The sequence below is a fragment of the Sphingomonas sp. 2378 genome, from assembly GCF_038084995.1.
Taxonomy (GTDB): domain Bacteria; phylum Pseudomonadota; class Alphaproteobacteria; order Sphingomonadales; family Sphingomonadaceae; genus Sphingomonas.
This window is the reverse complement of record NZ_JAXCMJ010000020.1, coordinates 1-19,291: the sequence shown is the minus strand read 5'-3', so window position 1 is coordinate 19,291 and position 19,291 is coordinate 1. Positions and strand designations below refer to the sequence as shown.

Sequence of the window (19,291 nt, the reverse complement as noted above, 5' to 3'; positions counted from 1 at the left end):
TCCACCAACACAGTTCATGATGGGAGCATGAGATGGGGTTCAAGGCTTTGCTCGCGGCGGGGGCCGCGCTGATGGTGGCGCAATCGGCGATGGCGGCGGACGTGCCGCTGATCGAAAGGACCAAGCTGTTCGGGAATCCGACCCGCATCGGCGGACAGCTTTCCCCGGACGGCCAATGGATCAGCTATATCGCGCCGCGCGACGGAGTGCTCAACGTCTGGGTCGCGCCGATCGCGACGCCCGATCAGGCCAGGCCGCTGACCGCCGAGAAGGCGCGACCGATCCGCCAGACCTTCTGGTCCCCGGACTCCAAGTCGATCCTGTTCGTCAACGACAAGGGCGGCGACGAGAATTTCCTGCTCTACGGCGTCAACGTCGCGACCGGCGCGCAAAAGGCGCTGACCCCGTTCGAGAAGACCCGCGTCGAAATCATCGGCACCAGCGAGACGATCAAGGACCGCATCCTGGTCGGCGTCAACAATCGCGATCCGCGCTGGCATGACGTGTACGAGTTGAACCTGACCACCGGCGCGCTGACCAAGGTGATGCAGAATGACGGCTATGCCGGGTTCCTCGCCGACGACCAGTTGCGCTTGCGGATGGCGGCCAAGGCGCGGCCCGATGGCGGTTCGGACTATTACCGCGTCAACGGCACCACCGTCGAGGCGACGCCGGTCGTGCAGTTCGGGCTGGACGATTCGCTGACCACCTCGCCGCTCGGCTTCACGGTGGACGGCAAGACGCTTTACTGGATGGACAGCCGGGGCCGGAACACCGCCGCGCTGATGGCGCAGGACATGGGCAGCGGCAAGATGGCGGTGATCGGCGAAAGCCCCAAGGCCGATGTCGGCGGCGGGCTGTTCAATCCCAAGACCGGGCGTGTCGAAGCCTATTCGGTCAATTACCTCAAGCGCGACTATGTGCCGGTCGGTGACGCGGTGAAGGCGGACCTCGCTTTCCTGAAGGCGCAGAACAAGGGCGAATTCTCGATCGGGTCGCGCACCGATGCCGATGACAAATGGCTGGTGACATTCGATCCCGTCACCGCACCCGCCTCCACCTGGCTATACGATCGCAAGGGCAAAAAGCTGACCCAGCTTTACGTCAGCCGCCCCGAACTGGCCGATGCGCCGCTCGTGCCCATGGAGGCGGTGGAAATCCCCGCGCGCGACGGGCTGACTTTGGTGTCTTATCTGACCAGGCCCAAGGGCGTGACCGGGCCGGTGCCGATGGTGTTGTTCGTCCATGGTGGACCCTGGGCGCGCGACGGGTTCGGCTATAACAGCTATCACCAGTGGCTCGCCAATCGCGGCTATGCGGTGCTGTCGGTCAATTATCGCGGCTCGACCGGTTTCGGGAAGACTTTCATCTCGGCGGGCGACCTGCAATGGGGCCGCAAGATGCATGACGACCTGATCGACGCGGTCGACTGGGCGGTGAAGCAGGGCGTCACCACGCCCGACAAGGTGGCGATCATGGGCGGCTCGTACGGCGGCTATGCGACGCTGGCGGGGCTGACCTTCACGCCCGACAAATTCGCGTGCGGCGTCGACATCGTCGGGCCGTCCAACCTGTTCACTCTGCTCAAGACGATCCCGCCCTATTGGGAAGCGGGCAAGCAGCAATTCTACAAGCGGATGGGCGACCCCACGACCGAAGAGGGCCGCGCGCTGCTCAAGGAGCGTTCGCCGCTGACCTTCGTCGACCGGATCAAGAAGCCGTTGCTGATCGGGCAGGGGGCCAATGACCCGCGCGTCAATGTGGCGGAAAGCGACCAGATCGTCGCGGCGATGGCGGCGAAGAACATCCCCGTCACCTATGTCCTGTTCCCCGACGAAGGCCACGGCTTTGCGCGGCCCGCCAACAACATCGCCTTCAACGCGGTGGCCGAGAATTTCCTCGCGCCCTGCCTTGGCGGGCGGGCGGAGCCGATCGGCGACACGCTAAAGGGCTCGACCGCGCAGCTGAAGCATGGCGCGGAGTATGTGAAGGGGTTGTAAGGGGGTGAACTCGGGAGGGTGTCGCTTGTGGCGAGAACCCTCCCCCAGCCCCTCCCGCTTGCGGGAGGGGAGCGGCCAGAGGCAAACGATCACCATAATTCCCACAAAACTCCCCTCCCGCAGGCGGGAGGGGCTGGGGGAGGGCAGGGCCGCAAGCGATACGGCCCGCAAACGCTCCCCCATTGAACTTCGCCCCCGATCCGCCGACATGGGGGGGACATGCCGCCACTCGACTCCACCGCCGGTACGCCTGACCGGCCGCTGATCCCGACGCTTCGCCGTTTCCTCCCCTATCTCTGGCCCGCCGGAGCCCCTGCCTTGCGCGTGCGGATCGTGGCGGCGATGGCGCTGGTCGTGGTGTCCAAGCTGATTCAGGTATTGGGCGCGGCCTATACGCTGAAATTTGCGATCGACCGGATGGCGGGGGGCGACCGCAGCGCGGTGATGCTCGTCGTCCTGCTGGTCATCGGCTATGCGGCGGCGCGGTTCGGGACGACGCTGTTCGACAATCTGCGCAATGCGGTGTTCGAGACGGTCGGGCAGGACGCGACCCGGCGGCTGTCGGCGGACGTGTTCCGTCATCTTCACCGCCTGTCGCTGCGCTTCCATCTGGAGCGGCGCACGGGGGCGGTGACCAAGGTGGTCGAGCGCGGGACCAAGAGCATCGACACGATGCTCTATTTCCTGCTCTTCAACATCGCGCCGACGGTGCTGGAACTGGCGCTGGTCCTGACTATCTTCGGGCGCAGCTTCGGGCCGGTGCTGGTCGTCACCACGCTGGTGATGGTAGTCCTTTACATCATCTTCACCCGCAAGGTGACCGATTGGCGCAATGCGCTGCGCAACCGGATGAACGATCTCGACACCGGCGCAGTGGCGCACGCGGTCGACTCGCTGTTGAATTTCGAGACGGTCAAATATTTCAACGCCGAGGAACGGGAAGCCCGGCGCTATGAGAATGGCGTCGCCGCCTATGCCCGCGCGGCGACCAAGTCGGAAAACTCGCTCGCCTGGCTCAATGTCGGGCAGGCGGCGATCACCAGCCTGATGCTGGGTTTCGCCATGGCCTGGGTCGCGCGCGAATGGAGCCGGGGCGCGGCCTCGCCCGGCGACGTGGTGTTCGTCTCCACCCTGTTGTCGCAGCTTTTCCGGCCGCTCGACCTGCTGGGCATGGTCTATCGCACCATCCGCCAGGGGGTGATCGACATGGGCGCGATGTTCGACCTGATCGACACGCCCGCCGAAGTGGTGGACGCCCCCGGCGCCCCGCCGCTGCGGGTGACGGGCGGGCATGTCCGGTTCGACCATGTCGTGTTCGGTTACGACCCGGAGCGGACCATCCTGAAGGGGCTGACCCTCGACATTCCGGCGGGCACGACCTGTGCGGTGGTGGGGCCTTCGGGCGCGGGCAAGTCGACGCTCGCGCGGTTGCTCTTCCGCTTCTACGACGTGAGCGAGGGCGCGATCACCATCGATGGCCAGCCGGTGTCCGACGTGGCGCAGGACAGCTTGCGGGCGGCCATCGGCATCGTGCCGCAGGACACGGTGCTGTTCAACGACACGATCGGCTACAACATCGCCTATGGCCGCGAGGGCGCGGACCAGGCCGAGGTCGAACGGGCGGCGAAGGGCGCGGCGATCGCCGACTTCATCGAACGCCAGCCCCAGGGCTATGCCACCCGCGTCGGCGAGCGCGGGCTGAAGCTGTCGGGCGGCGAGAAGCAGCGGGTCGCCATCGCGCGCACCCTGCTCAAGAACCCGCCGATCCTGATCCTGGACGAAGCGACCAGCGCGCTCGACAGCCGAACCGAGGCGGATATCCTGGCGACGCTCCAGGCGATCGAGCGCGGGCGGACCACGCTGGTCATCGCGCACCGGCTGTCGACCATCGTCCATGCCGACCAGATCGTCGTCCTCGACGACGGCCGGGTGGCGGAGCGCGGCACCCATGGCGAATTGCTGGCCAAAGGCGGCCTCTATGCCGAGATGTGGGCCCGCCAGGCCGCCGAGGTGGAGCAGGCGGAAGAGGAAGACGCGCTGCTGGCGTGATCCTCCGCCGAGCAAAGGGCGTCAGCGGCAGCGCAACCGGATTTGCCGAACCGAATGCGATCCGCGCCACGGCGGTCCAGCCCAGGATCATCTTGAGTCCAACGCCGTGATAGACGCCGAGGCATGGTGGGAACACCCGGATCGATCCGTGGGACGGTGCCAACTTCCTATCCCCCCCGTTCAGCCTGAGCGAAGTCGAAGGCCACGCGACGGGCTCGCCCATGGGACACGGGGAAAGGTCATCCCTTGGCCTTCGACTTCGCTCAGGCTGAACGGAGCAGGGGGCCTACTTCCTCTCCAGCATCAGTGCCGCCGTGGCTTTCGCGCTGCCCACCACGCCCGGAATACCCGCACCGGGATGCGTGCCTGCGCCGACGAAATACAGGTTCGGGATCGAATCGTCGCGATTGTGGACCCGGAAATAGGCGCTTTGGGTCAGGATCGGCTCCAGCGAGAAGGCCGAGCCCATATGCGCGTTCAGATCGGTCGCGAAGTCCGAGGGCGCATAGTGGAATTTGGTCACGATCCGCTCATGGATATCGGGGATCAGGCGGCGGCCCACCTCGTCAAGGATGCGCTTCTCCAGGATCGGCCCGACCTCGTCCCAGTCCATCGGGAACTTGCCCATGTGCGGGACGGGGGCCAGCGCATAGAAGGTCGAATGTCCCTCGGGCGCCAGGCTCGGATCGGTGATGGTCGGGTGGTGGAGGTAGAGCGAGAAATCCTCCGACAGCACGCCGGTGTCGTAAATGTCGGTCAGCAGGCCCTTATAGCGGGGGCCGAACAGGATCATGTGGTGCGGGATACCCGGCCACGCGCCCTTGATCCCGAAATGCACGACGAACAGCGACGGCGAATAACGCTTGCGCTCCAGCGAGTTGACCGTCCGCCGGGCCGAGCGATTGTCGGCCAGCAGGTCGCGATAGCTGTGCATGATGTCGGCATTGGTCGCGACGGCATCCGCCTGGATGGTCAGGCCGCTCTTCGTGACCACGCCGGTCGCGCGGTCGCCCAGCGTCTCGATCCGCGTAACGGGATCGCCGAGGCGGAGGACGCCGCCGATCCGCTCGAACTGCGCGACCATGCCCGCCACCAGGCGATTGGTGCCGCCGCGCGCGAACCAGACGCCGCCGTCCCGCTCCAGCTTGTGGATCAGCGCATAGATGGCGCTGGTCGTCATCGGATTGCCGCCGACCAGCAGCGTGTGGAAGGACAGCGCCTGGCGCAGCTTTTCCGACTTCACGAATTTCGACACCATGGCGTAGACCGAGTTCCACGCCTGATACTTCATCAGCGACGGCGCGGCCTTGATCATCGAGGCGAAATCGAGAAACGCGACATGGCCGAGCTTCTCATAGCCCTCGCGATACACGCCCGCCGCATAGTCGAGGAATTTGCCATAGCCCGCGATATCGTCGGGGTTCAGCTTGGCGATCTCGGACCGGAGCTGGGTGTCGTCGTTGCTGTAATCGAAATTGGTGCCGTCGACCCAGTTGAGCCGGTAGAAGGGGCTGACGGGGTCGAGCTTCACATCCTCCGACATCGACCGACCGGTCAGGCCCCAGAGTTCCTCCAGACAGGCCGGATCGGTGATGACGGTGGGGCCGGCGTCGAAGGTGAAGCCGTCGCGTTCCCAATAATAAGCGCGCCCGCCGGGCTTATCGCGTGCCTCGACGATGGTCGTCTGCACGCCCGCCGATTGCAGGCGGATGGCCAGCGCCAGCCCGCCAAAGCCCGATCCGATGACGACCGCGCTCTTCATGACCGACCCCGCAGCGCGGCGATGGCGCGCAGGATCGGCACCGGCGGCCGTCCGGTCAATATTCGTGCCTTGTCGGCCATGGTCGATTGCCCCGCATAGAATCGCCCGATCAGGTCGGGCGGAAGTCGATAGAAACGCTCCAGAACGCGGTATCGCTCATCCGGCTCCGCCGCCTTGAACAACATCGTGTCGAGCATCCGGTAAAAGCTTCGCGCGTCCCAGGCGGCGCGCGCCATGCGATAGGTCGCGTCGTGCAGGTCCGCCCCGGCGAAATCGCGCCGCTCGGCCAGCATCGCCGCCATACGGATCGCATCGGGCAGCGAATAGCCGGTGGTCGGGTGGAACAGCCCGGCGCGCATCCCGGCCTTGGGCGTCCTGGCCCCGCCGCTGCGCCAGTAATTGTCGAAGTCGCCGCCCATCGCGACGGGCAGCACGCCCGCTTCCTCGCGCACTACCTCCACCGTCTCCCAGCCCCGCGCCTCGGCATAGCGTTCGATCCGCTGGACGATGGCGCGACGATTGAGCTCGGACGAGGTCGAATAATAGGTGTCCTCGACGAAAATCCGATCCTCGGCGAAGGGCAGGGTATAGACGAAGCGATAGCCATCGATCTGCTTGACGGTGGCGTCCATCACCACCGGCCGCTCGCTGCCATGCGGGTGGGTCAGGCGGAGTTCCTGGCCGACGAATTTCTGCCATCCGCAGGACAGCGAGGACAGGTCGCCCGCGCCGCGCGCGTCGATCACGCCGGTCGCCTCCACCCGGTCGCCATCGGCGAAGACGGCGGCAGTCGCGGTCACCGACAGCACCTTGCGGCCCAGCATCAGGGCTTCGGGCGGCAGCACGCGGCGGACCTCGGCGTCCAGTCGGTGGCTTTCGATCGAATAATAGGTCTGGTTCAGTGTCCGCGCATGCGCCGGAAAGGCCACGTCATAGCAGCGCCAGCCATGCGCCACGAGCCGCTCGACGATCCAGCGATCGGCCGTGGCCACATCGCTGCCGAAAAAGGACCAGAGATGGTTGCCGCCGATCGTCTCGCCCGCATCGACCAGCCGCACGTCGAGCGAGGGATGCCGCGCCTTGAGCGCCAGCGCGATCAGGCCGCCGGCCAGGCCTGCACCAATGATCGCGACATCGCAGGAGATTTTGGCAGCCATCGCCTTACCGCTACCGTAAAGCGGCGCGAAGGCAAAGGGCCGGTGCCATTACAGAAGCACGGCGGTATCCGGCGCGTCGCCGGTCGCGAAGCCGCCGACGATCCGCCAGGTCGCCAGATCGACGATCGCGATGCGGTCGTCGTCCAGCGCGGCATAGAGGATGGACCCTCCCGCCGACAGGTTCAGCCCCGGTGCGGCGGCGGGCAGGGGAAGCCTGGCTTCCTCCTTCAGCGTGGCGGGCGAATGGCGGGTCAGGCTCTTGTCCGCCGGGTTGGACACGATCAGGCGGCCATCGGCCTGGACGATCACCCGCACCGCCTCGCCACGCAGCGTCGTGCGGGCACGGGGGCGCAGCGTAATCGCGTCCAGCGCGTGGAGCACGCCCGCCGGACGGTCGATCACGTACAGGGTGCGCTCGTCGGGGCTGAGCGCCAGACCCTCGGGCGCGGTGCCGATATGCTGTTTGACGGGTGCGAAGCTGGCATCGTCGGGGTCCACCATGATGACCATGCCGCTCATCGTGTCGGCGACATAGGCGCGGGTGCCATCGGCCTTCACCACGAAATAATGGCTGCGCGCGCCGCCGACCGGGATCATGCGGTCGGGGGTTTCGGCGGTGGCGGGCGTATCGAATCGCGCCAGCAGGCTGTCGCTCTCGGACAGCGCATAGAGGCGGCCTCGCGCATCCATCCGCATGCCGTGCCAGCGGCGATGCGGTGCCATGTCGATGGTCCGCACCAGCCGTCGTTCGACGAGATCGATCACCCAGAGTTGATGCCCGCCCTCGCCCGCGAACTGCCAGCCCTGGACGCCATATCCCCCGATATAGGCGAAGCGGCGGGCGGGATCGGCGACCATCTCATGCGGTTGCGCGCCGAGCGGGATGGTGCCGAGCCGCCGCCCTTCGGGCACGCTGTAGAAGGCGACGCGCCCGGCGCCCTTTTCCACGACCGCCAGCGTCGTGGGGCCGGCGGCGGCGGCCTGGGCCCGGCGCCAGGCGAGCGGTACGGCGGCGGCGGCGCCCAGCGCGGCCAGGCCCCACAGCCCCTGGCGACGATCGATCAGCGACATGGCGCCCGGCTCCTGCGAAAATCCATTGCGGATCAGACGTGGGGGAGCGCGGGATGTTCCCATGCCATCGGAGCCAAGCACCGATTGATGCGTCTTTTCCTGACGAAGATGGCTCGGCACCGGTTGCGGTGAAACGGCCCTTTGAATAGGTGAGTCGCATGATCCGCCCACTCAATGAAAGCGTCGCCGTCGCCCCCCAGATCCGCCCCGAGGATGTCGCGGCGATCAAGGCGGCGGGCTATACCGCCATCGTCAACAACCGCCCCGATGGCGAGGAGCCGGGGCAGCCCAATGGCGACTCGATCCGCGCGGCGGCGGAGGATCAGGGGCTGGCCTATACCGCGATCCCCGTGACGCCGGGCGGGTTCAGCCACGAGATGGTCGACCAGATGACCCAGGCGCTGGTCGAGGCCAAGGGGCCGGTGCTCGCCTATTGCCGGTCGGGCACGCGAAGCTGCAACCTGTGGGCGCTGGCGGCAGCCAAGGCGGGGCGCAACCCGACCCTGATCGTGATGCAGGCCGAGGGGGCGGGGTACGACCTGTCCGGTCTTCGGCCGACGCTCGAAGCCCTGTCGGGCGCGGCGGGATGATCCTGCCGATCACCGGCGCCGTGATGGGCTGGGCGCTGGCCGGTCTGGGGGCCGGAACGGTGCTGGGCGGAGTCGGGATCGGCTGGCTGGTCCGCCGCCGCCGCAACCGCCGCCTCGGCGCGCCGGAGGATGTCGCGGCGGCGGCCGAAGCCGCGCTGGAGGGCTTTGCGGTATCCGGCGCGGTGGTCGGTGCCGATGGCCAGGGCGCGCTGGCGGTGGCGCAGGACGGTCGCGTCGCGGCGATCAAGCTCCAGGGCCGCCGCATGGCGGTGCGCGAAATCCCCTGGACCCGCGTGCGCTCGACCGCCGAGGGGATCGTCGCGGAAGTCGATGGCCGCTTCGGCCCGGTGACGCTCGCCGGGGTCGATGTGCTGGATATCCGGCGGCTCCGAGCCTGACCGATCCTCCCCGGCACGGGGAGGGGGACCAGCGAAGCTGGTGGAGGGGGCTCGCCACCAGGGACATCCTATGAGGAAGCCCCCCTCCACCACCGCTTCGCGGCGGTCCCCCTCCCCTTGCAGGGGAGGACTTACCGGTCCCGCAGCGCGCGTTCGCCTTCGTACATATAATCCCGCGTGACCGGCACCGACAGGCGGCCGCGCGTCAGTTGCACCTGATAGTTGCACAGGCCGCCATTGCGGAACGCCGCCCCCGCGCCCGCGAGATAGAAGAGCCACATGCGATAGAAGCGCTCGTCATAGAGCGCGACGATCTTGTCCTTCGCCGCCACGGTCCGGTCGTACCAGATATCCAGCGTCCAGCCATAATGGCAGCGCAGCACCTCCACATCGGTCAGGAACATGCGCAAGCCCTCCTGCGCCCGCACGATCTCCGACAGAGCGGGGTTGTAGCCGCCGGGGAAGATATATTTCGTCGTCCAGTCGTCGGTGACGCCCGGCCCGTTCAGCCGCCCGATGGTGTGGAGCAGCATCACGCCGTCCTCGGTCAGCAGGTCGCGGCACTTGCGGAAGAAGGTCCGGTATTGCGGCGGCCCGACATGCTCGAACATGCCGACCGAGACGATGCGGTCGAACCGCCCCTCCACCCGGCGATAGTCGATCAGCTCGAACTTCACCTTGTCCGACACGCCCAAAGCCTCGGCACGGGCGCGCGCGACCTTCAACTGCTCTTCGGACAGGGTGACGCCCAGCACTTCCGCGCCGCACATCTGGTGCAGGTAGAGCGCCATGCCGCCCCAGCCGCAGCCGATATCGAGCACCCGCATCCCCGGTTCGATCGCCAGCTTGGCGGCGATATGGGCCTTCTTGTCGCGTTGCGCCCGCTCCAGATCGTTGGCGGGATCGGTGAAATAGGCGCAGCTATATTGCTTGTCGGTATCGAGGAAGAGTTCGTACAGCGTGGCGGACAGGTCGTAATGGTGCGCGACGTTCTTCTTCGACCGCCGCTCCATGTTGATCCGGTCGATCCGGTGCTTGATCGCGCCCGCCGCCCGGACGAAGCGCGACGGGTTCAGGTTCGCCCGGCCCGCTTCCCATTTGTCATTGGCGGTCAGCAGTTCGACCAGGTCGCGGACATCGCCCTTCTCGACCACCAGGCGGCCGTCCATGAAGGATTCGCCCGCCGCCAGCGCCGGGTTGCGGACGATCTGCCCCGCGACCCTCGAATCGGTGAAGCGGATCGCGACATCGGGATAGCCGGGTTCGGGCGTCCCGAACTCGCGGACCTTGCCGTCATGATGGGTGAGGGTCAGGCGGCCCTTGCGGACCGCGCGCGACAGAAAGAGATCGATCAGCGCCATATGGCACCGACTAGTGTCTTAAATCCCGGCATACCAGTCATAATCGACGTGATCTTCCCAGTATCCGCCCTTGCCTAAACCTATGTTGGCCAAACTTTCGACCGCGTCGATCCGCATCAGATATTTCGCGTGCTTGTAGCCCAGTTGCCGCTCGACCCGCAGGCGGAGCGGCGCGCCGTGGCCGACATCCAGCATCCGCCCGTTCATGCCCCAGGCAAGGATCGTCTGGGGGTGGAAGGCGTCGATCAGGTCGAGCGATTCATAATAGGGCTGGCCACCGTACAAATCGGCGCAGGTGAAGACCACATAGCGGGCCCGGTCGCGGATATGCGCGGCCTTCAGGACATTGCCCAGCATCGGGCCCATCCACTCGCCGATCGCGCTCCACCCCTCGACACAGTCGTGGCGGGTGATCTGGCGACGCGCGGGAAACGCGCCGATCTGCCTGAGCGAGAGGGACAGGGGATTGCCGACCAGCCCCCCGATCTTCAGTCGCCAATCCTCGAACCGGTTGGCGAGCAGAGCGGCATATGCGGGCGTACCCGGATCGCGCGTGCCGTTGGTGCGGAAATAGGGCGACATCTGGTCGCGGCGATATTCGGGGGCCAGCGCGCCGCGATTGGTCAGCGCGCGTTGCAGCCCCTTCTGCATATCCTCGCCCGCGAACAGGATCTTGCGCGCGGTCGGTTGTTCGACGATCCGATCGCACCCCGCGAGGAGCAGCCCGGCCCCGCCGGTCAGGATGGCGCGGCGGCCGATCATTCGGGAATCCTCCAGCGGCCGGTGATCATCGACCGCATTTCGTTGCCCGCGCCCGCCAGGATGACCAGCACGAGATGGACGATGGTGAACAAGGCCAGCGCGCTGGCGGTGATGAAATGGATCGACCGCGCCGATTGCCGCCCGCCCAATATCTCCAGCACCCAGGGCCAGGCGGCGTTCATGCCCGGCGACAGCGCGATCCCCGTCAGGATCGCCAGAGGCAGCGCGACGAACAGGACCAGCACATAACTCAGCTTCTGGAACAGGTTGTAGCGGCGCGGATCATGCTCGTCATGGAAGCGGAAGGCCAGATGCCGCCGGAAATCCCCCCACAGCATGGCGGGGCGAAGCTCACGCCCGCGAATCCGCAGGTCGCGCTGGAAATGCCGGGTCAGCAGGCCGCCGATCATATAGGCGAGCAGTCCGAACCCCAGCACCAGCGCGAAGAACAGATGCCAGCGGCGTGAAATGGCGAGATTGTAGCGGGCCGGGATCGTGATCCATGCGGGGAAATGGGGAAGGGTCGCCCAGGCCGGATCGAAATTGGCCCCATAGCGTCCCCAATAGAGCCGGGGATGCGCGTTCGAGATGCCCAGGCCCGAGCCGAGCAGGATCAGCACCGCCACCGCATTGACCCAGTGCCAGACCCGCGTCACCACGCCGTGACGGCGAATGACCATCGGCGATCGGGGCCTTTGAGGCTCTTGCGGCGTTGGCGCTTCCATCCACACTCCCTTTCGGTGATCCCCAGGCATGACCCAGAACTGGCATTTCTACGAACCCGTCAACGGCCATGGGCTGGCGCACGATCCCCTGAACGCGATCGTCGCGCCCCGGCCCATCGGCTGGATCGGCAGCCGGTCGAGCGCGGGCGTCAACAATCTGGCACCTTACAGCTTTTTCAACGTCTTCAACTACCGCCCGCCGCTGATCGGCTTTTCGTCGCAAGGGTGGAAGGACTCGGTCGCCAATATCGCGGAGACCAAGGTCTTCACCTGGAACCTCGCGACCATGGCCCTGGCCGAATCGATGAACGCCAGTGCCGCCGCCGTGGGGGCGGAGATCGACGAATTCGCCCTCGCGGGGGTGACGGCGGAGGACGGTCGCCTGGTCGCCGCGCCGCGCGTCGCCGACAGCCCGGTGTCGTTCGAATGCCGCCTGACCCAGTTGATCCGGCTGGAGACCAAGGAAGGCCGCGAACTCGACCAGTTGCTGGTCATCGGCGAGGCGGTCGGCATCCACATCGCCGCCGAGATGATCACGGACGGTATCTACCAGACCGCCCGCGCCCGCCCCATCCTGCGCGGTGGCGGACCGGTGGATTATTTCGAAGTGACCGAGGCGGCGCGATTCGAGATGCGGCGGCCGGATTGAGACGCCCTTCGGCGGCGGTCGTTCGGCTGCGTCACGCATAGCCCCGGTAGAAGAACACCGCCGTCGTCACCGTGGTCAGCAGCAGCGTCCAGCCCCGGATCAATCCGGCGGGCAGCTTGCGCCCGACCAGCGCGCCGCTCCATCCGCCGACTATGCCGCCCGCCAGCATCGGCAGGCACTGCGCCCAGGCGACCATGCCCGTGGCGATGAAGACCAGGGTCGCCGCGGCATTGGCGGTGGCCAGCATCAGCGTGCGCGGGGCGGCAAGCTGCGCCGGATCGCGGCCCGAGAGCAAGCCCCAGGCGGCGGTCAGCATCATGCCGATGCCGCCGCCGAAATAGCCGCCATAGACGCCCAGCACCCCCTGCGCCGCCATCAGTGCGCGGGGCCCCGGCCGGGCGATGCGGGCCAGCCAGTCCGAGGCATGGCGTCCGCCCGCGATCGCCAGCGTCGCGGTCAAGAGGAGCCAGGGCACGATCAGGTCGAAGGCGCGCGGCGATGTGAAGAAGAGGAGGGCGCTGCCCAGGAACGCGCCGATCATCGTGATAGCGACCATCCGCCGCATCGTCACGCCCATCACCGGCTCCAGCCCATGACGATAGGCCCAGGCGCTCGCCATCGCGGCGGGCTGGAGCGCGACGTTCGAGGTGGCGTTGGCGACGGTGGAGGGCAGGCCCAGCGCGATCAGCGTCGGCATGGTCGAGAAGCTGCCCCCGCCCGCCAGCGCGTTCATCGCGCCGCCGAGAAAACCCCCGGCGGCAGCGAGGGCGAGGAAGGTCCAGTCGATCATTGCGGGCGGTAACGCATGGTTACGCGTTTCCGTGCCCCAGGCGGGGGCGGGGGGCAAGTGGGTAGGGGTGCCCCTCCACCACCCGGCTTCGCCGGGCGGTCCCCCTCCCCAAGCCGACCTTGGGGAGGAATGACGGTCTTCTTTAAATCCTCCCCAGGCTCGGCTTGGGGAGGGGGACCATCGCGTCAGCGATGGTGGAGGGGCCTCACCCCAAAGCCGCGAACTTCTCCTCCGCCTCGCGGTCCAGTTGCGCGCGGCTCTTCTTCTCGGCGGCGGTCTTCAACTGGCCGCAGGCGGCGTCGATATCCCGACCGCGCGGAGTGCGGACGGGCGCGGAGATGCCGCCCTCGAACACGATGTCGGAGAAGCGACGAATCCGCTCCGGGGTCGAGCATTCGTAATCGGCGCCGGGCCAGGGGTTGAACGGGATCAGGTTCACCTTGGCGGGCAGGTCGTAATGCCGCAGCAGGCGAACGAGTTCGTGCGCATCGGCGTCCGAGTCGTTCTTGTCCTTCAGCATCACATATTCGAAGGTGATGCGCCGGGCGTTGTTCGCGCCCGGATAATCGGCGCAGGCCTGCAACAACTCCTCGATGCCGTATTTCTTGTTGAGCGGGACCAGTTCGTCGCGCACGTCCTTGGTCACGGCGTGGAGCGACACCGCCAGGTTCACGCCGATCTCCGCGCCCGCGCGCGCCATCATCGGGACGACGCCGCTGGTCGACAGGGTGATGCGACGCTTGGACAGTGCCAGGCCGTCGCCGTCCATCACCAGCTTCAGCGCATCGCGCACCGCGTCGAAATTATAGAGCGGCTCGCCCATGCCCATCATGACGATATTGGTCAGCATCCGCCCCTCGGGCTGGCTGGGCCATTCGCCGAGCGAATCGCGCGCCAGCATGACCTGGCCGACGATCTCGCCCGCGGTCAGGTTGCGGACCAGCCGCATCGTGCCGGTGTGGCAGAAGCGGCAGTTCAGCGTGCAGCCGACCTGGCTCGACACGCACAGCGTCCCCCGATCGGCGTCGGGGATGAACACCATCTCGTAATCCTGCCCGTCGGGCGAGCGGAGCAGCCATTTGCGCGTGCCGTCGCTCGACACCTGCGCCTCGACCACCTCGGGACGGCCGATGACGAAGCGTTCCTCCAGCCAGGGATGCTGCGCCTTGGCGATGTCGGTCATGTCGGCGAAGCGGGTCGCGCCGCGATTATAGAGCCAGTGCCAGATCTGCTTGGAACGCAGCTTGGCCTGCTTCAACTCCATGCCCGCCGACAATAGCGCCTCGCGCAACTGCTCCTTGGTCAGGCCGATCAGGTCCACCCGGCCATCGGGGCGCGGTTGCACGCCACGCGGCACGGGCACGGGATCGATGTGCCCGGGGATGGGCATGGGGGCGGCCGAAACTGTCTGCATCGCGTGCCCATAGCGCAAAATCGCGACGATTTCTATCCTCCCCGTGCCGGGGAGGAATGGGCGTCAGCCCGCCACGCACGCCAGGGTCGCCGCATCGATCGCCGCCGCCGCGCCCGCCAGCGCATAGGTGTCGGCAAAGGGGCGGTGGCGGGGATCGACCGCCGATACGCTCATGCTCCGGCCCGAACGCATCGCCGTGACCAGCGCATGGTCGGTCGCGGCATCGGGCGGCCAGACATCCCGTTCCCCGCCCACCAGCGGAAAGCGGCGTTCGCCGATCGCAAGGGTGACCGACGCGGCCCGGTCGCGCGGCGCACTGAGATGCAGGTGAAAGGATTCGCGCAGGCGGCGGGCGGGCCAGGTGCCGACGCTGGCGAAACCGTCCGTCCGTCCGTTCGCCAGCACCGGCTTGGCGATGGCATAGCAGCGGTCGGGATCGCGAAACGCGCCCCAGCCCTTGTAGATTCCGATCGTCTCGCGCGCGATCACGGGCGTGGCCATCAAAGCCAGGACCAGCGCCAGCCGCCTCATGCCGAGGCCCGGTGGATCAGCGTCTCGCGGCCCGCCTCGATCATCACGATCGACCCTTGCGGCAAGCGCTCGGCCACCGGCACGCCGCACAGCGGATCGTCCGCCAAGCCCAGCATCAACCCGCGCAGCACCCGGCTGGACAGGCCATGCATCAGGATCAGCCGGTCGCCGTCATGGTCATGCGTATCCGCCATCCACCCGCGCAACCGGGCCGCCATCGCGGCATAGCTTTCACCATCGGGTGCGCCGACCGCCATGCCGTGCGGATGGACGATGGGCCCATGGATGGCGGCGAGGTCGGCGAAGACCTGTCCGCCCCAACTGCCGAATCCGAGTTCGATCAGCCGCGAATCATGGGTCGTCCTATGCCAGTCGAGCCCCAGATGCTCGGCGATCACCGCCAGCGTCTGGAGCGCGCGGCCGGTGGGTGAGGACCATAACGTCAATGCGGGCGATTCGCCGAGATGGTGCCGCAGCACTTCGCCCAATACCTCCGCCTGGGCGAAGCCGCGCCGGGTCAGCGGGGTGTGGAGATCGGTGCGGTCCCCCTGGATCCTGCCGATCCGGTTGAACACCGTCTCGCCATGCCGGGCGATGAAGTCGCGGCCTCGGCGCACATGGTCCGGCTGCGGGGGCGGGGGTGCGTGCATCGGCATGGCCCTATCCCTGTCGCGGCTGTTGCGCGGATGCAACGCTTTTTCCTGTTTAGCTGAGGTTCATGCAACGGCCGCGCTTTCCCGCCATTGAGCCTGCGACCGCCATCGTAACGGCGGCCTGTACAGTAACGGAGTAAGTTATGCGTAAGCTCATGCTCGCCGCCCTGGCGACCTCGGCCGCTCTCGCCGCCGCGGTGCCCGCCGCCGCCCAGACGACCACGGGCCAGCCCTTTACGGGTTTCCGCGTCGAAGGCCTGATCGGCTATGACAGCCTCAACGATCGCCAGGGCCAGGACAAGAGCTCGAGCGACGGTGTGCTCTATGGTGCGGGCATCGGGTACGACATCGCCGCCGGACCCGTCATCCTGGGCGCGGAAGGCGAGATCACCGGTTCCAGTTCCGACACGCGCAGCAACGGCATTCGCGTCCCCGGTGACGAATTTCGCCTGGGCGCGGGCCGCGATCTCTATGCCGGTGCGCGGGTCGGCTATGTCATCTCGCCGGTCGCCATGGGCTATCTGAAGGCGGGCTACACCAACGCCAAGTTCGATGCGCGCTACACCACGGCGGGCGTCACCACGTCCAACGACCAGGAAGTCGGCGGCTATCGCCTGGGTGCCGGTCTGGAATATGCGATCAGCCCCAACACCTTCGTAAAGGGCGAATATCGCTATTCGCACTATGACGAAATGGACGGCGTCGGCATCAACCCGAACCGGCACCAGCTACTCGCCGGACTGGGCCTGCGCTTCTGAGCCGGAATTCTTTTCCACATTAACGGTGGTTTTACTACCAGTGATGGAGGGGTCGAAGCCTTGCTTCGGCCCCTTCTTGGCGGGTAGGAACCAAGGCCATTTATCACTATCGGACTCCGGCCATGCGGTCGTTCCGGCGGGGGATCAGGAAATGAAGGCGACGATCGAACGCGCAACGCTGCTCAAGGGGTTGAGCCATGTCCAGTCGGTGGTGGAGCGGCGGAACACGATTCCGATCCTCTCCAACGTGCTGCTGGAGGCAACGGCCGAGGGCCAGTTGCGGATGATGGCGACCGATCTGGACCTGCAAATCAACGACAGCGTTGCCGCCGCGGTCGACCAGCCGGGCTCGACCACCGTGTCGGCGCACACGCTGTTCGATATCGCGCGCAAGCTGCCCGAGGGGGCGCAGGTCCAGTTGACCGCCGCCGAGGGGCGCATGACCATCGTGGCGGGCCGCGCGCGCTTCTCGCTCGGCACCCTGCCGCGCGACGATTTCCCGGTGATCGCGGAAGGGGAACTGCCCACCCAGTTCGAACTGCCGGTCGAACTGCTGAAGCAGATCATCGACAAGACGCGCTTCGCCATCTCGACCGAAGAGACGCGCTATTACCTCAACGGCATCTTCCTGCACGTGGCCGAGGATAATGGCGCGCCCGTGCTGAAGGCCGCCGCCACCGACGGCCACCGCCTGGCGCGCGTCACCATCGAGCGCCCGAACGGTGCCGAGGAGATGCCCGACGTGATCGTGCCGCGTAAGTGCGTCGCGGAACTGCGCAAGCTGCTCGATGAGGTGGACGGCTCGGTCGGCGTGTCGCTGTCGGGGACCAAGATCCGCTTCGATCTGGGCCAGGCGATCCTGACCTCCAAGCTGATCGACGGCACCTTCCCGGACTATAGCCGCGTCATCCCGACCGCGAACGACAAGATCCTGAAGCTGGACCCCAAGGCGTTCATGCAGGGCGTCGACCGCGTCTCGACCATCGCGACGGAAAAGACCCGCGCGGTGAAGATGGCGCTGGACCGCGACCGGATCACCCTGTCGGTGACCAGCCCCGAAAACGGCACGGCGTCGGAAGAGGTGCCGGGCGAATACACCTCGCTGGGCTTCGAGATCGGGTTCAACAGCCGCTATCTGCTCGACATCCTGGGGCAGATCGACAGCGACCTGGTGGAAGTCCACCTGGCCGACGCCGCCGCGCCGACCCTGATCCGCGAGAATGACAAGGCGCCCGCGCTCTACGTACTGATGCCGATGCGGGTGTAATTCCCATCCTCCCCGGCACGGGGAGGTGGCAGGCCGAAGGCTTGACGGAGGGGGGCTTCCGCATAGGACGTCCCTTGCGGCTACCCCCCCCTCCACCACCGCTTCGCGGCGGTCCCCCTCCCCGTACCGGGGAGGATGTTCTAAGGCGGATGCAATGCTCACCCGCCTTGTCCTCACCGATTTCCGCAATCACGCCGACCTCGCGCTCTTTCCGAGCGCGGGGTTCGTCGTGCTGACCGGCGAGAATGGCGCGGGGAAGACCAATGTTCTGGAGGCGGTGTCGTTGCTCGCCCCGGGCCGGGGCCTGCGCCGCGCGGCGCTTTCGGCGATGGCGCGGCAGGGGGGCAAGGGCGGGTTCGGGGTCGCCGCCACGCTGGATGGCGAGGTCGAGATCGCGACCGGCGCGCTTGCCTCCGCACCGGAGCGGCGGGTGGTGCGGGTGCAAGGCGCGGGCGCGAGCGCCAATGCGCTGGCCGACTGGCTGTCGGTCCTGTGGCTAACCCCCGCGATGGACCGGCTGTTCGTCGAGCCCGCGTCCGAGCGGCGGCGGTTCCTCGATCGGCTGGTGATGGCGCTCGCCCCCGCGCACGGGATGCACGCGACCCGCTATGACGCGGCGATGCGCGAGCGCAACCGGCTGCTCGCCAGCGAAGAGCCGGTCGATCCCGACTGGCTGAGCGCCTTGGAGGCGCGGATGGTCGAGCATGGTGCGGCGATCGATGCCGCGCGTGTGGCGGCGGTGGCGGCGCTCGACCAGCGGCTGGCCGACGCGCCGGAGAGCGTGTTCGCGCGTGCGTCGCTGGCGCTGGAGGGGGAGGCGGTGGAAGCGGGGGGCTTCGCCCATGCGCTGGCGATGGGGCGCAGGCGCGATGCGGCGGCGGGGCGGACGTTGGTGGGGCCGCACCGTGCCGACCTGCGTGTCACCCATGTCGCCAAGGGGCAGGCCGCCGCGCTCTGTTCGACCGGGGAGCAGAAGGCGTTGCTGCTGGGGATCGTGCTGGCCCATGCCGACCTCGTCACCGAACGGCGCAAGGTGCCGCCCGTGCTGTTGCTGGACGAGGTGGCGGCGCATCTCGACCCGTCGCGTCGCGCGGCGCTGTTCGAGCGGCTGGCGGGGCGGGGGCAGGTGTGGATGACCGGGACCGAACCCGCCTTGTTCACCGATGTGCCGGGGGAGGCGACGCGGGTGGCGTTTTGAGTTGGTGATCGGGGGCTCGGTGAGACACCTATCCCTCCCCCATCCCTCCCGCCTGCGGGAGGGGCGTGCTTTGGTGAAGCCGTAGGAATCGATTTCGGCGGCAATCCGAACGTCGTCCGGTAACGCACCCCTCCCACAGGCGGGAGGGGATGGGGG

Annotated in this window: 18 protein-coding genes; 8 read left to right on the top strand and 10 right to left on the bottom strand. The window is 67.2% G+C overall.

Translation table 11 applies throughout. The features are described from left to right. The first annotated feature begins 32 nt into the window (after positions 1-32). Positions 33-2,000: a S9 family peptidase gene (locus SM191_RS11340; RefSeq protein ID WP_341506294.1), complete on the top strand. Its 1,968-nt coding sequence runs from the start codon at positions 33-35 to the stop codon at positions 1,998-2,000. 219 nt (positions 2,001-2,219) lie between these two features. Next, positions 2,220-4,049, top strand: coding sequence for an ABCB family ABC transporter ATP-binding protein/permease (locus tag SM191_RS11335; protein WP_341506293.1), 1,830 nt, complete (start codon positions 2,220-2,222; stop codon positions 4,047-4,049). Positions 4,050-4,335: 286 nt separating this feature from the next. Here the strand turns inward: SM191_RS11335 and SM191_RS11330 are convergent, their stop codons facing one another. Genes SM191_RS11330 through SM191_RS11320 form a run of 3 tightly spaced genes read right to left on the bottom strand, consistent with a single transcriptional unit; the run spans position 4,336 to position 8,039 of the window. Beyond that, entirely contained in the window at positions 4,336-5,811 is a 1,476-nt protein-coding gene (locus SM191_RS11330) for a phytoene desaturase (RefSeq protein WP_341506292.1), read from the bottom strand. Then, the gene (gene crtY / locus SM191_RS11325; RefSeq protein WP_341506291.1) at positions 5,808-6,968 is read right to left on the bottom strand and encodes a lycopene beta-cyclase CrtY; all 1,161 of its coding nucleotides are present in this window, start codon (positions 6,966-6,968) and stop codon (positions 5,808-5,810) included. The genes SM191_RS11330 and crtY overlap by 4 nt, the downstream gene beginning before the upstream one ends. A gap of 48 nt (positions 6,969-7,016) precedes the next feature. Next, positions 7,017-8,039 carry a YncE family protein gene (locus tag SM191_RS11320; RefSeq protein WP_341506290.1) on the bottom strand — a complete coding sequence of 341 codons (1,023 nt, stop codon included), beginning with the start codon at positions 8,037-8,039 and terminating at the stop codon, positions 7,017-7,019. Between the two features lie 158 nt (positions 8,040-8,197). On the opposite strand from SM191_RS11320, the gene SM191_RS11315 reads away from it, so the two are divergent. Both SM191_RS11315 and SM191_RS11310 read left to right on the top strand, forming a co-directional pair. Next, positions 8,198-8,629, top strand: coding sequence for a TIGR01244 family sulfur transferase (locus SM191_RS11315; RefSeq protein WP_267432832.1), 432 nt, complete (start codon positions 8,198-8,200; stop codon positions 8,627-8,629). Beyond that, on the top strand, positions 8,626-9,027 hold the full coding sequence (locus SM191_RS11310; RefSeq protein WP_307002864.1) for an LPXTG cell wall anchor domain-containing protein: 402 nt from the start codon (positions 8,626-8,628) through the stop codon (positions 9,025-9,027). Before SM191_RS11315 ends, SM191_RS11310 begins: the two co-directional genes overlap by 4 nt. 131 nt (positions 9,028-9,158) lie before the next feature. On the opposite strand, the gene SM191_RS11305 is transcribed toward SM191_RS11310, so the two are convergent. Genes SM191_RS11305 through SM191_RS11295 form a run of 3 tightly spaced genes read right to left on the bottom strand, consistent with a single transcriptional unit; the run spans position 9,159 to position 11,830 of the window. Then, the gene (locus tag SM191_RS11305) at positions 9,159-10,388 is read right to left on the bottom strand and encodes a cyclopropane-fatty-acyl-phospholipid synthase family protein (RefSeq protein ID WP_341506289.1); all 1,230 of its coding nucleotides are present in this window, start codon (positions 10,386-10,388) and stop codon (positions 9,159-9,161) included. An 18-nt stretch (positions 10,389-10,406) separates the two neighbouring features. Further along, entirely contained in the window at positions 10,407-11,150 is a 744-nt protein-coding gene (locus SM191_RS11300) for a molybdopterin-dependent oxidoreductase (protein WP_341506288.1), read from the bottom strand. Beyond that, entirely contained in the window at positions 11,147-11,830 is a 684-nt protein-coding gene (locus SM191_RS11295; protein WP_341506287.1) for a cytochrome b/b6 domain-containing protein, read from the bottom strand. The genes SM191_RS11300 and SM191_RS11295 overlap by 4 nt, the downstream gene beginning before the upstream one ends. Before the next feature lie 73 nt (positions 11,831-11,903). Between SM191_RS11295 and SM191_RS11290 the strand changes: the two genes are divergently transcribed. Beyond that, positions 11,904-12,524, top strand: a complete 621-nt coding sequence (locus SM191_RS11290) for a flavin reductase family protein (protein ID WP_341506286.1) — start codon at positions 11,904-11,906, stop codon at positions 12,522-12,524. 31 nt (positions 12,525-12,555) lie between these two features. Here SM191_RS11290 and SM191_RS11285 read toward each other — a convergent pair whose 3' ends face one another. From SM191_RS11285 to SM191_RS11270, 4 genes are all read right to left on the bottom strand, one after another. Further along, positions 12,556-13,314 (bottom strand): sulfite exporter TauE/SafE family protein, encoded by a 759-nt coding sequence (locus SM191_RS11285; protein WP_341506285.1) that lies wholly within the window; start codon positions 13,312-13,314, stop codon positions 12,556-12,558. 205 nt (positions 13,315-13,519) lie between these two features. Next, positions 13,520-14,704, bottom strand: coding sequence for a 23S rRNA (adenine(2503)-C(2))-methyltransferase RlmN (rlmN, locus tag SM191_RS11280; protein ID WP_420854072.1), 1,185 nt, complete (start codon positions 14,702-14,704; stop codon positions 13,520-13,522). 87 nt (positions 14,705-14,791) lie between these two features. Next, positions 14,792-15,259: a hypothetical protein gene (locus SM191_RS11275; protein WP_341506283.1), complete on the bottom strand. Its 468-nt coding sequence runs from the start codon at positions 15,257-15,259 to the stop codon at positions 14,792-14,794. Next, positions 15,256-15,915, bottom strand: coding sequence for a histidine phosphatase family protein (locus tag SM191_RS11270; RefSeq protein WP_445949847.1), 660 nt, complete (start codon positions 15,913-15,915; stop codon positions 15,256-15,258). Before SM191_RS11270 ends, SM191_RS11275 begins: the two co-directional genes overlap by 4 nt. Positions 15,916-16,055: 140 nt before the next feature. Between SM191_RS11270 and SM191_RS11265 the strand changes: the two genes are divergently transcribed. From SM191_RS11265 to recF, 3 genes are all read left to right on the top strand, one after another. Continuing rightward, positions 16,056-16,670, top strand: coding sequence for an outer membrane protein (locus SM191_RS11265; protein WP_341506281.1), 615 nt, complete (start codon positions 16,056-16,058; stop codon positions 16,668-16,670). Positions 16,671-16,821: 151 nt separating this feature from the next. Further along, positions 16,822-17,937, top strand: a complete 1,116-nt coding sequence (gene dnaN / locus SM191_RS11260; RefSeq protein WP_341506280.1) for a DNA polymerase III subunit beta — start codon at positions 16,822-16,824, stop codon at positions 17,935-17,937. Positions 17,938-18,091: 154 nt separating this feature from the next. Next, positions 18,092-19,135, top strand: coding sequence for a DNA replication/repair protein RecF (gene recF / locus SM191_RS11255; RefSeq protein ID WP_341506279.1), 1,044 nt, complete (start codon positions 18,092-18,094; stop codon positions 19,133-19,135). The last annotated feature ends 156 nt before the right edge of the window (positions 19,136-19,291 follow it).

Bases quoted from the DNA above. Each gene is read 5' to 3' on its own strand.
- SM191_RS11290 (WP_341506286.1), top strand. From the start codon at position 11,904: ATGACCCAGAACTGGCATTTCTACGAACCCGTCAACGGCCATGGGCTG.
- SM191_RS11340 (WP_341506294.1), top strand. From the start codon at position 33: ATGGGGTTCAAGGCTTTGCTCGCGGCGGGGGCCGCGCTGATGGTGGCG.
- SM191_RS11285 (WP_341506285.1), bottom strand. From the start codon at position 13,314: ATGATCGACTGGACCTTCCTCGCCCTCGCTGCCGCCGGGGGTTTTCTC.
- rlmN (WP_420854072.1), bottom strand. From the start codon at position 14,704: ATGCCCATCCCCGGGCACATCGATCCCGTGCCCGTGCCGCGTGGCGTG.
- SM191_RS11315 (WP_267432832.1), top strand. From the start codon at position 8,198: ATGATCCGCCCACTCAATGAAAGCGTCGCCGTCGCCCCCCAGATCCGC.
- SM191_RS11335 (WP_341506293.1), top strand. From the start codon at position 2,220: ATGCCGCCACTCGACTCCACCGCCGGTACGCCTGACCGGCCGCTGATC.
- crtY (WP_341506291.1), bottom strand. From the start codon at position 6,968: ATGGCTGCCAAAATCTCCTGCGATGTCGCGATCATTGGTGCAGGCCTG.
- SM191_RS11275 (WP_341506283.1), bottom strand. From the start codon at position 15,259: ATGAGGCGGCTGGCGCTGGTCCTGGCTTTGATGGCCACGCCCGTGATC.
- SM191_RS11300 (WP_341506288.1), bottom strand. From the start codon at position 11,150: ATGATCGGCCGCCGCGCCATCCTGACCGGCGGGGCCGGGCTGCTCCTC.
- SM191_RS11265 (WP_341506281.1), top strand. From the start codon at position 16,056: ATGCGTAAGCTCATGCTCGCCGCCCTGGCGACCTCGGCCGCTCTCGCC.
- recF (WP_341506279.1), top strand. From the start codon at position 18,092: ATGCTCACCCGCCTTGTCCTCACCGATTTCCGCAATCACGCCGACCTC.
- SM191_RS11295 (WP_341506287.1), bottom strand. From the start codon at position 11,830: ATGGTCATTCGCCGTCACGGCGTGGTGACGCGGGTCTGGCACTGGGTC.
- SM191_RS11320 (WP_341506290.1), bottom strand. From the start codon at position 8,039: ATGTCGCTGATCGATCGTCGCCAGGGGCTGTGGGGCCTGGCCGCGCTG.
- SM191_RS11330 (WP_341506292.1), bottom strand. From the start codon at position 5,811: ATGAAGAGCGCGGTCGTCATCGGATCGGGCTTTGGCGGGCTGGCGCTG.
- SM191_RS11310 (WP_307002864.1), top strand. From the start codon at position 8,626: ATGATCCTGCCGATCACCGGCGCCGTGATGGGCTGGGCGCTGGCCGGT.
- dnaN (WP_341506280.1), top strand. From the start codon at position 16,822: ATGAAGGCGACGATCGAACGCGCAACGCTGCTCAAGGGGTTGAGCCAT.
- SM191_RS11305 (WP_341506289.1), bottom strand. From the start codon at position 10,388: ATGGCGCTGATCGATCTCTTTCTGTCGCGCGCGGTCCGCAAGGGCCGC.
- SM191_RS11270 (WP_445949847.1), bottom strand. From the start codon at position 15,915: ATGCCGATGCACGCACCCCCGCCCCCGCAGCCGGACCATGTGCGCCGA.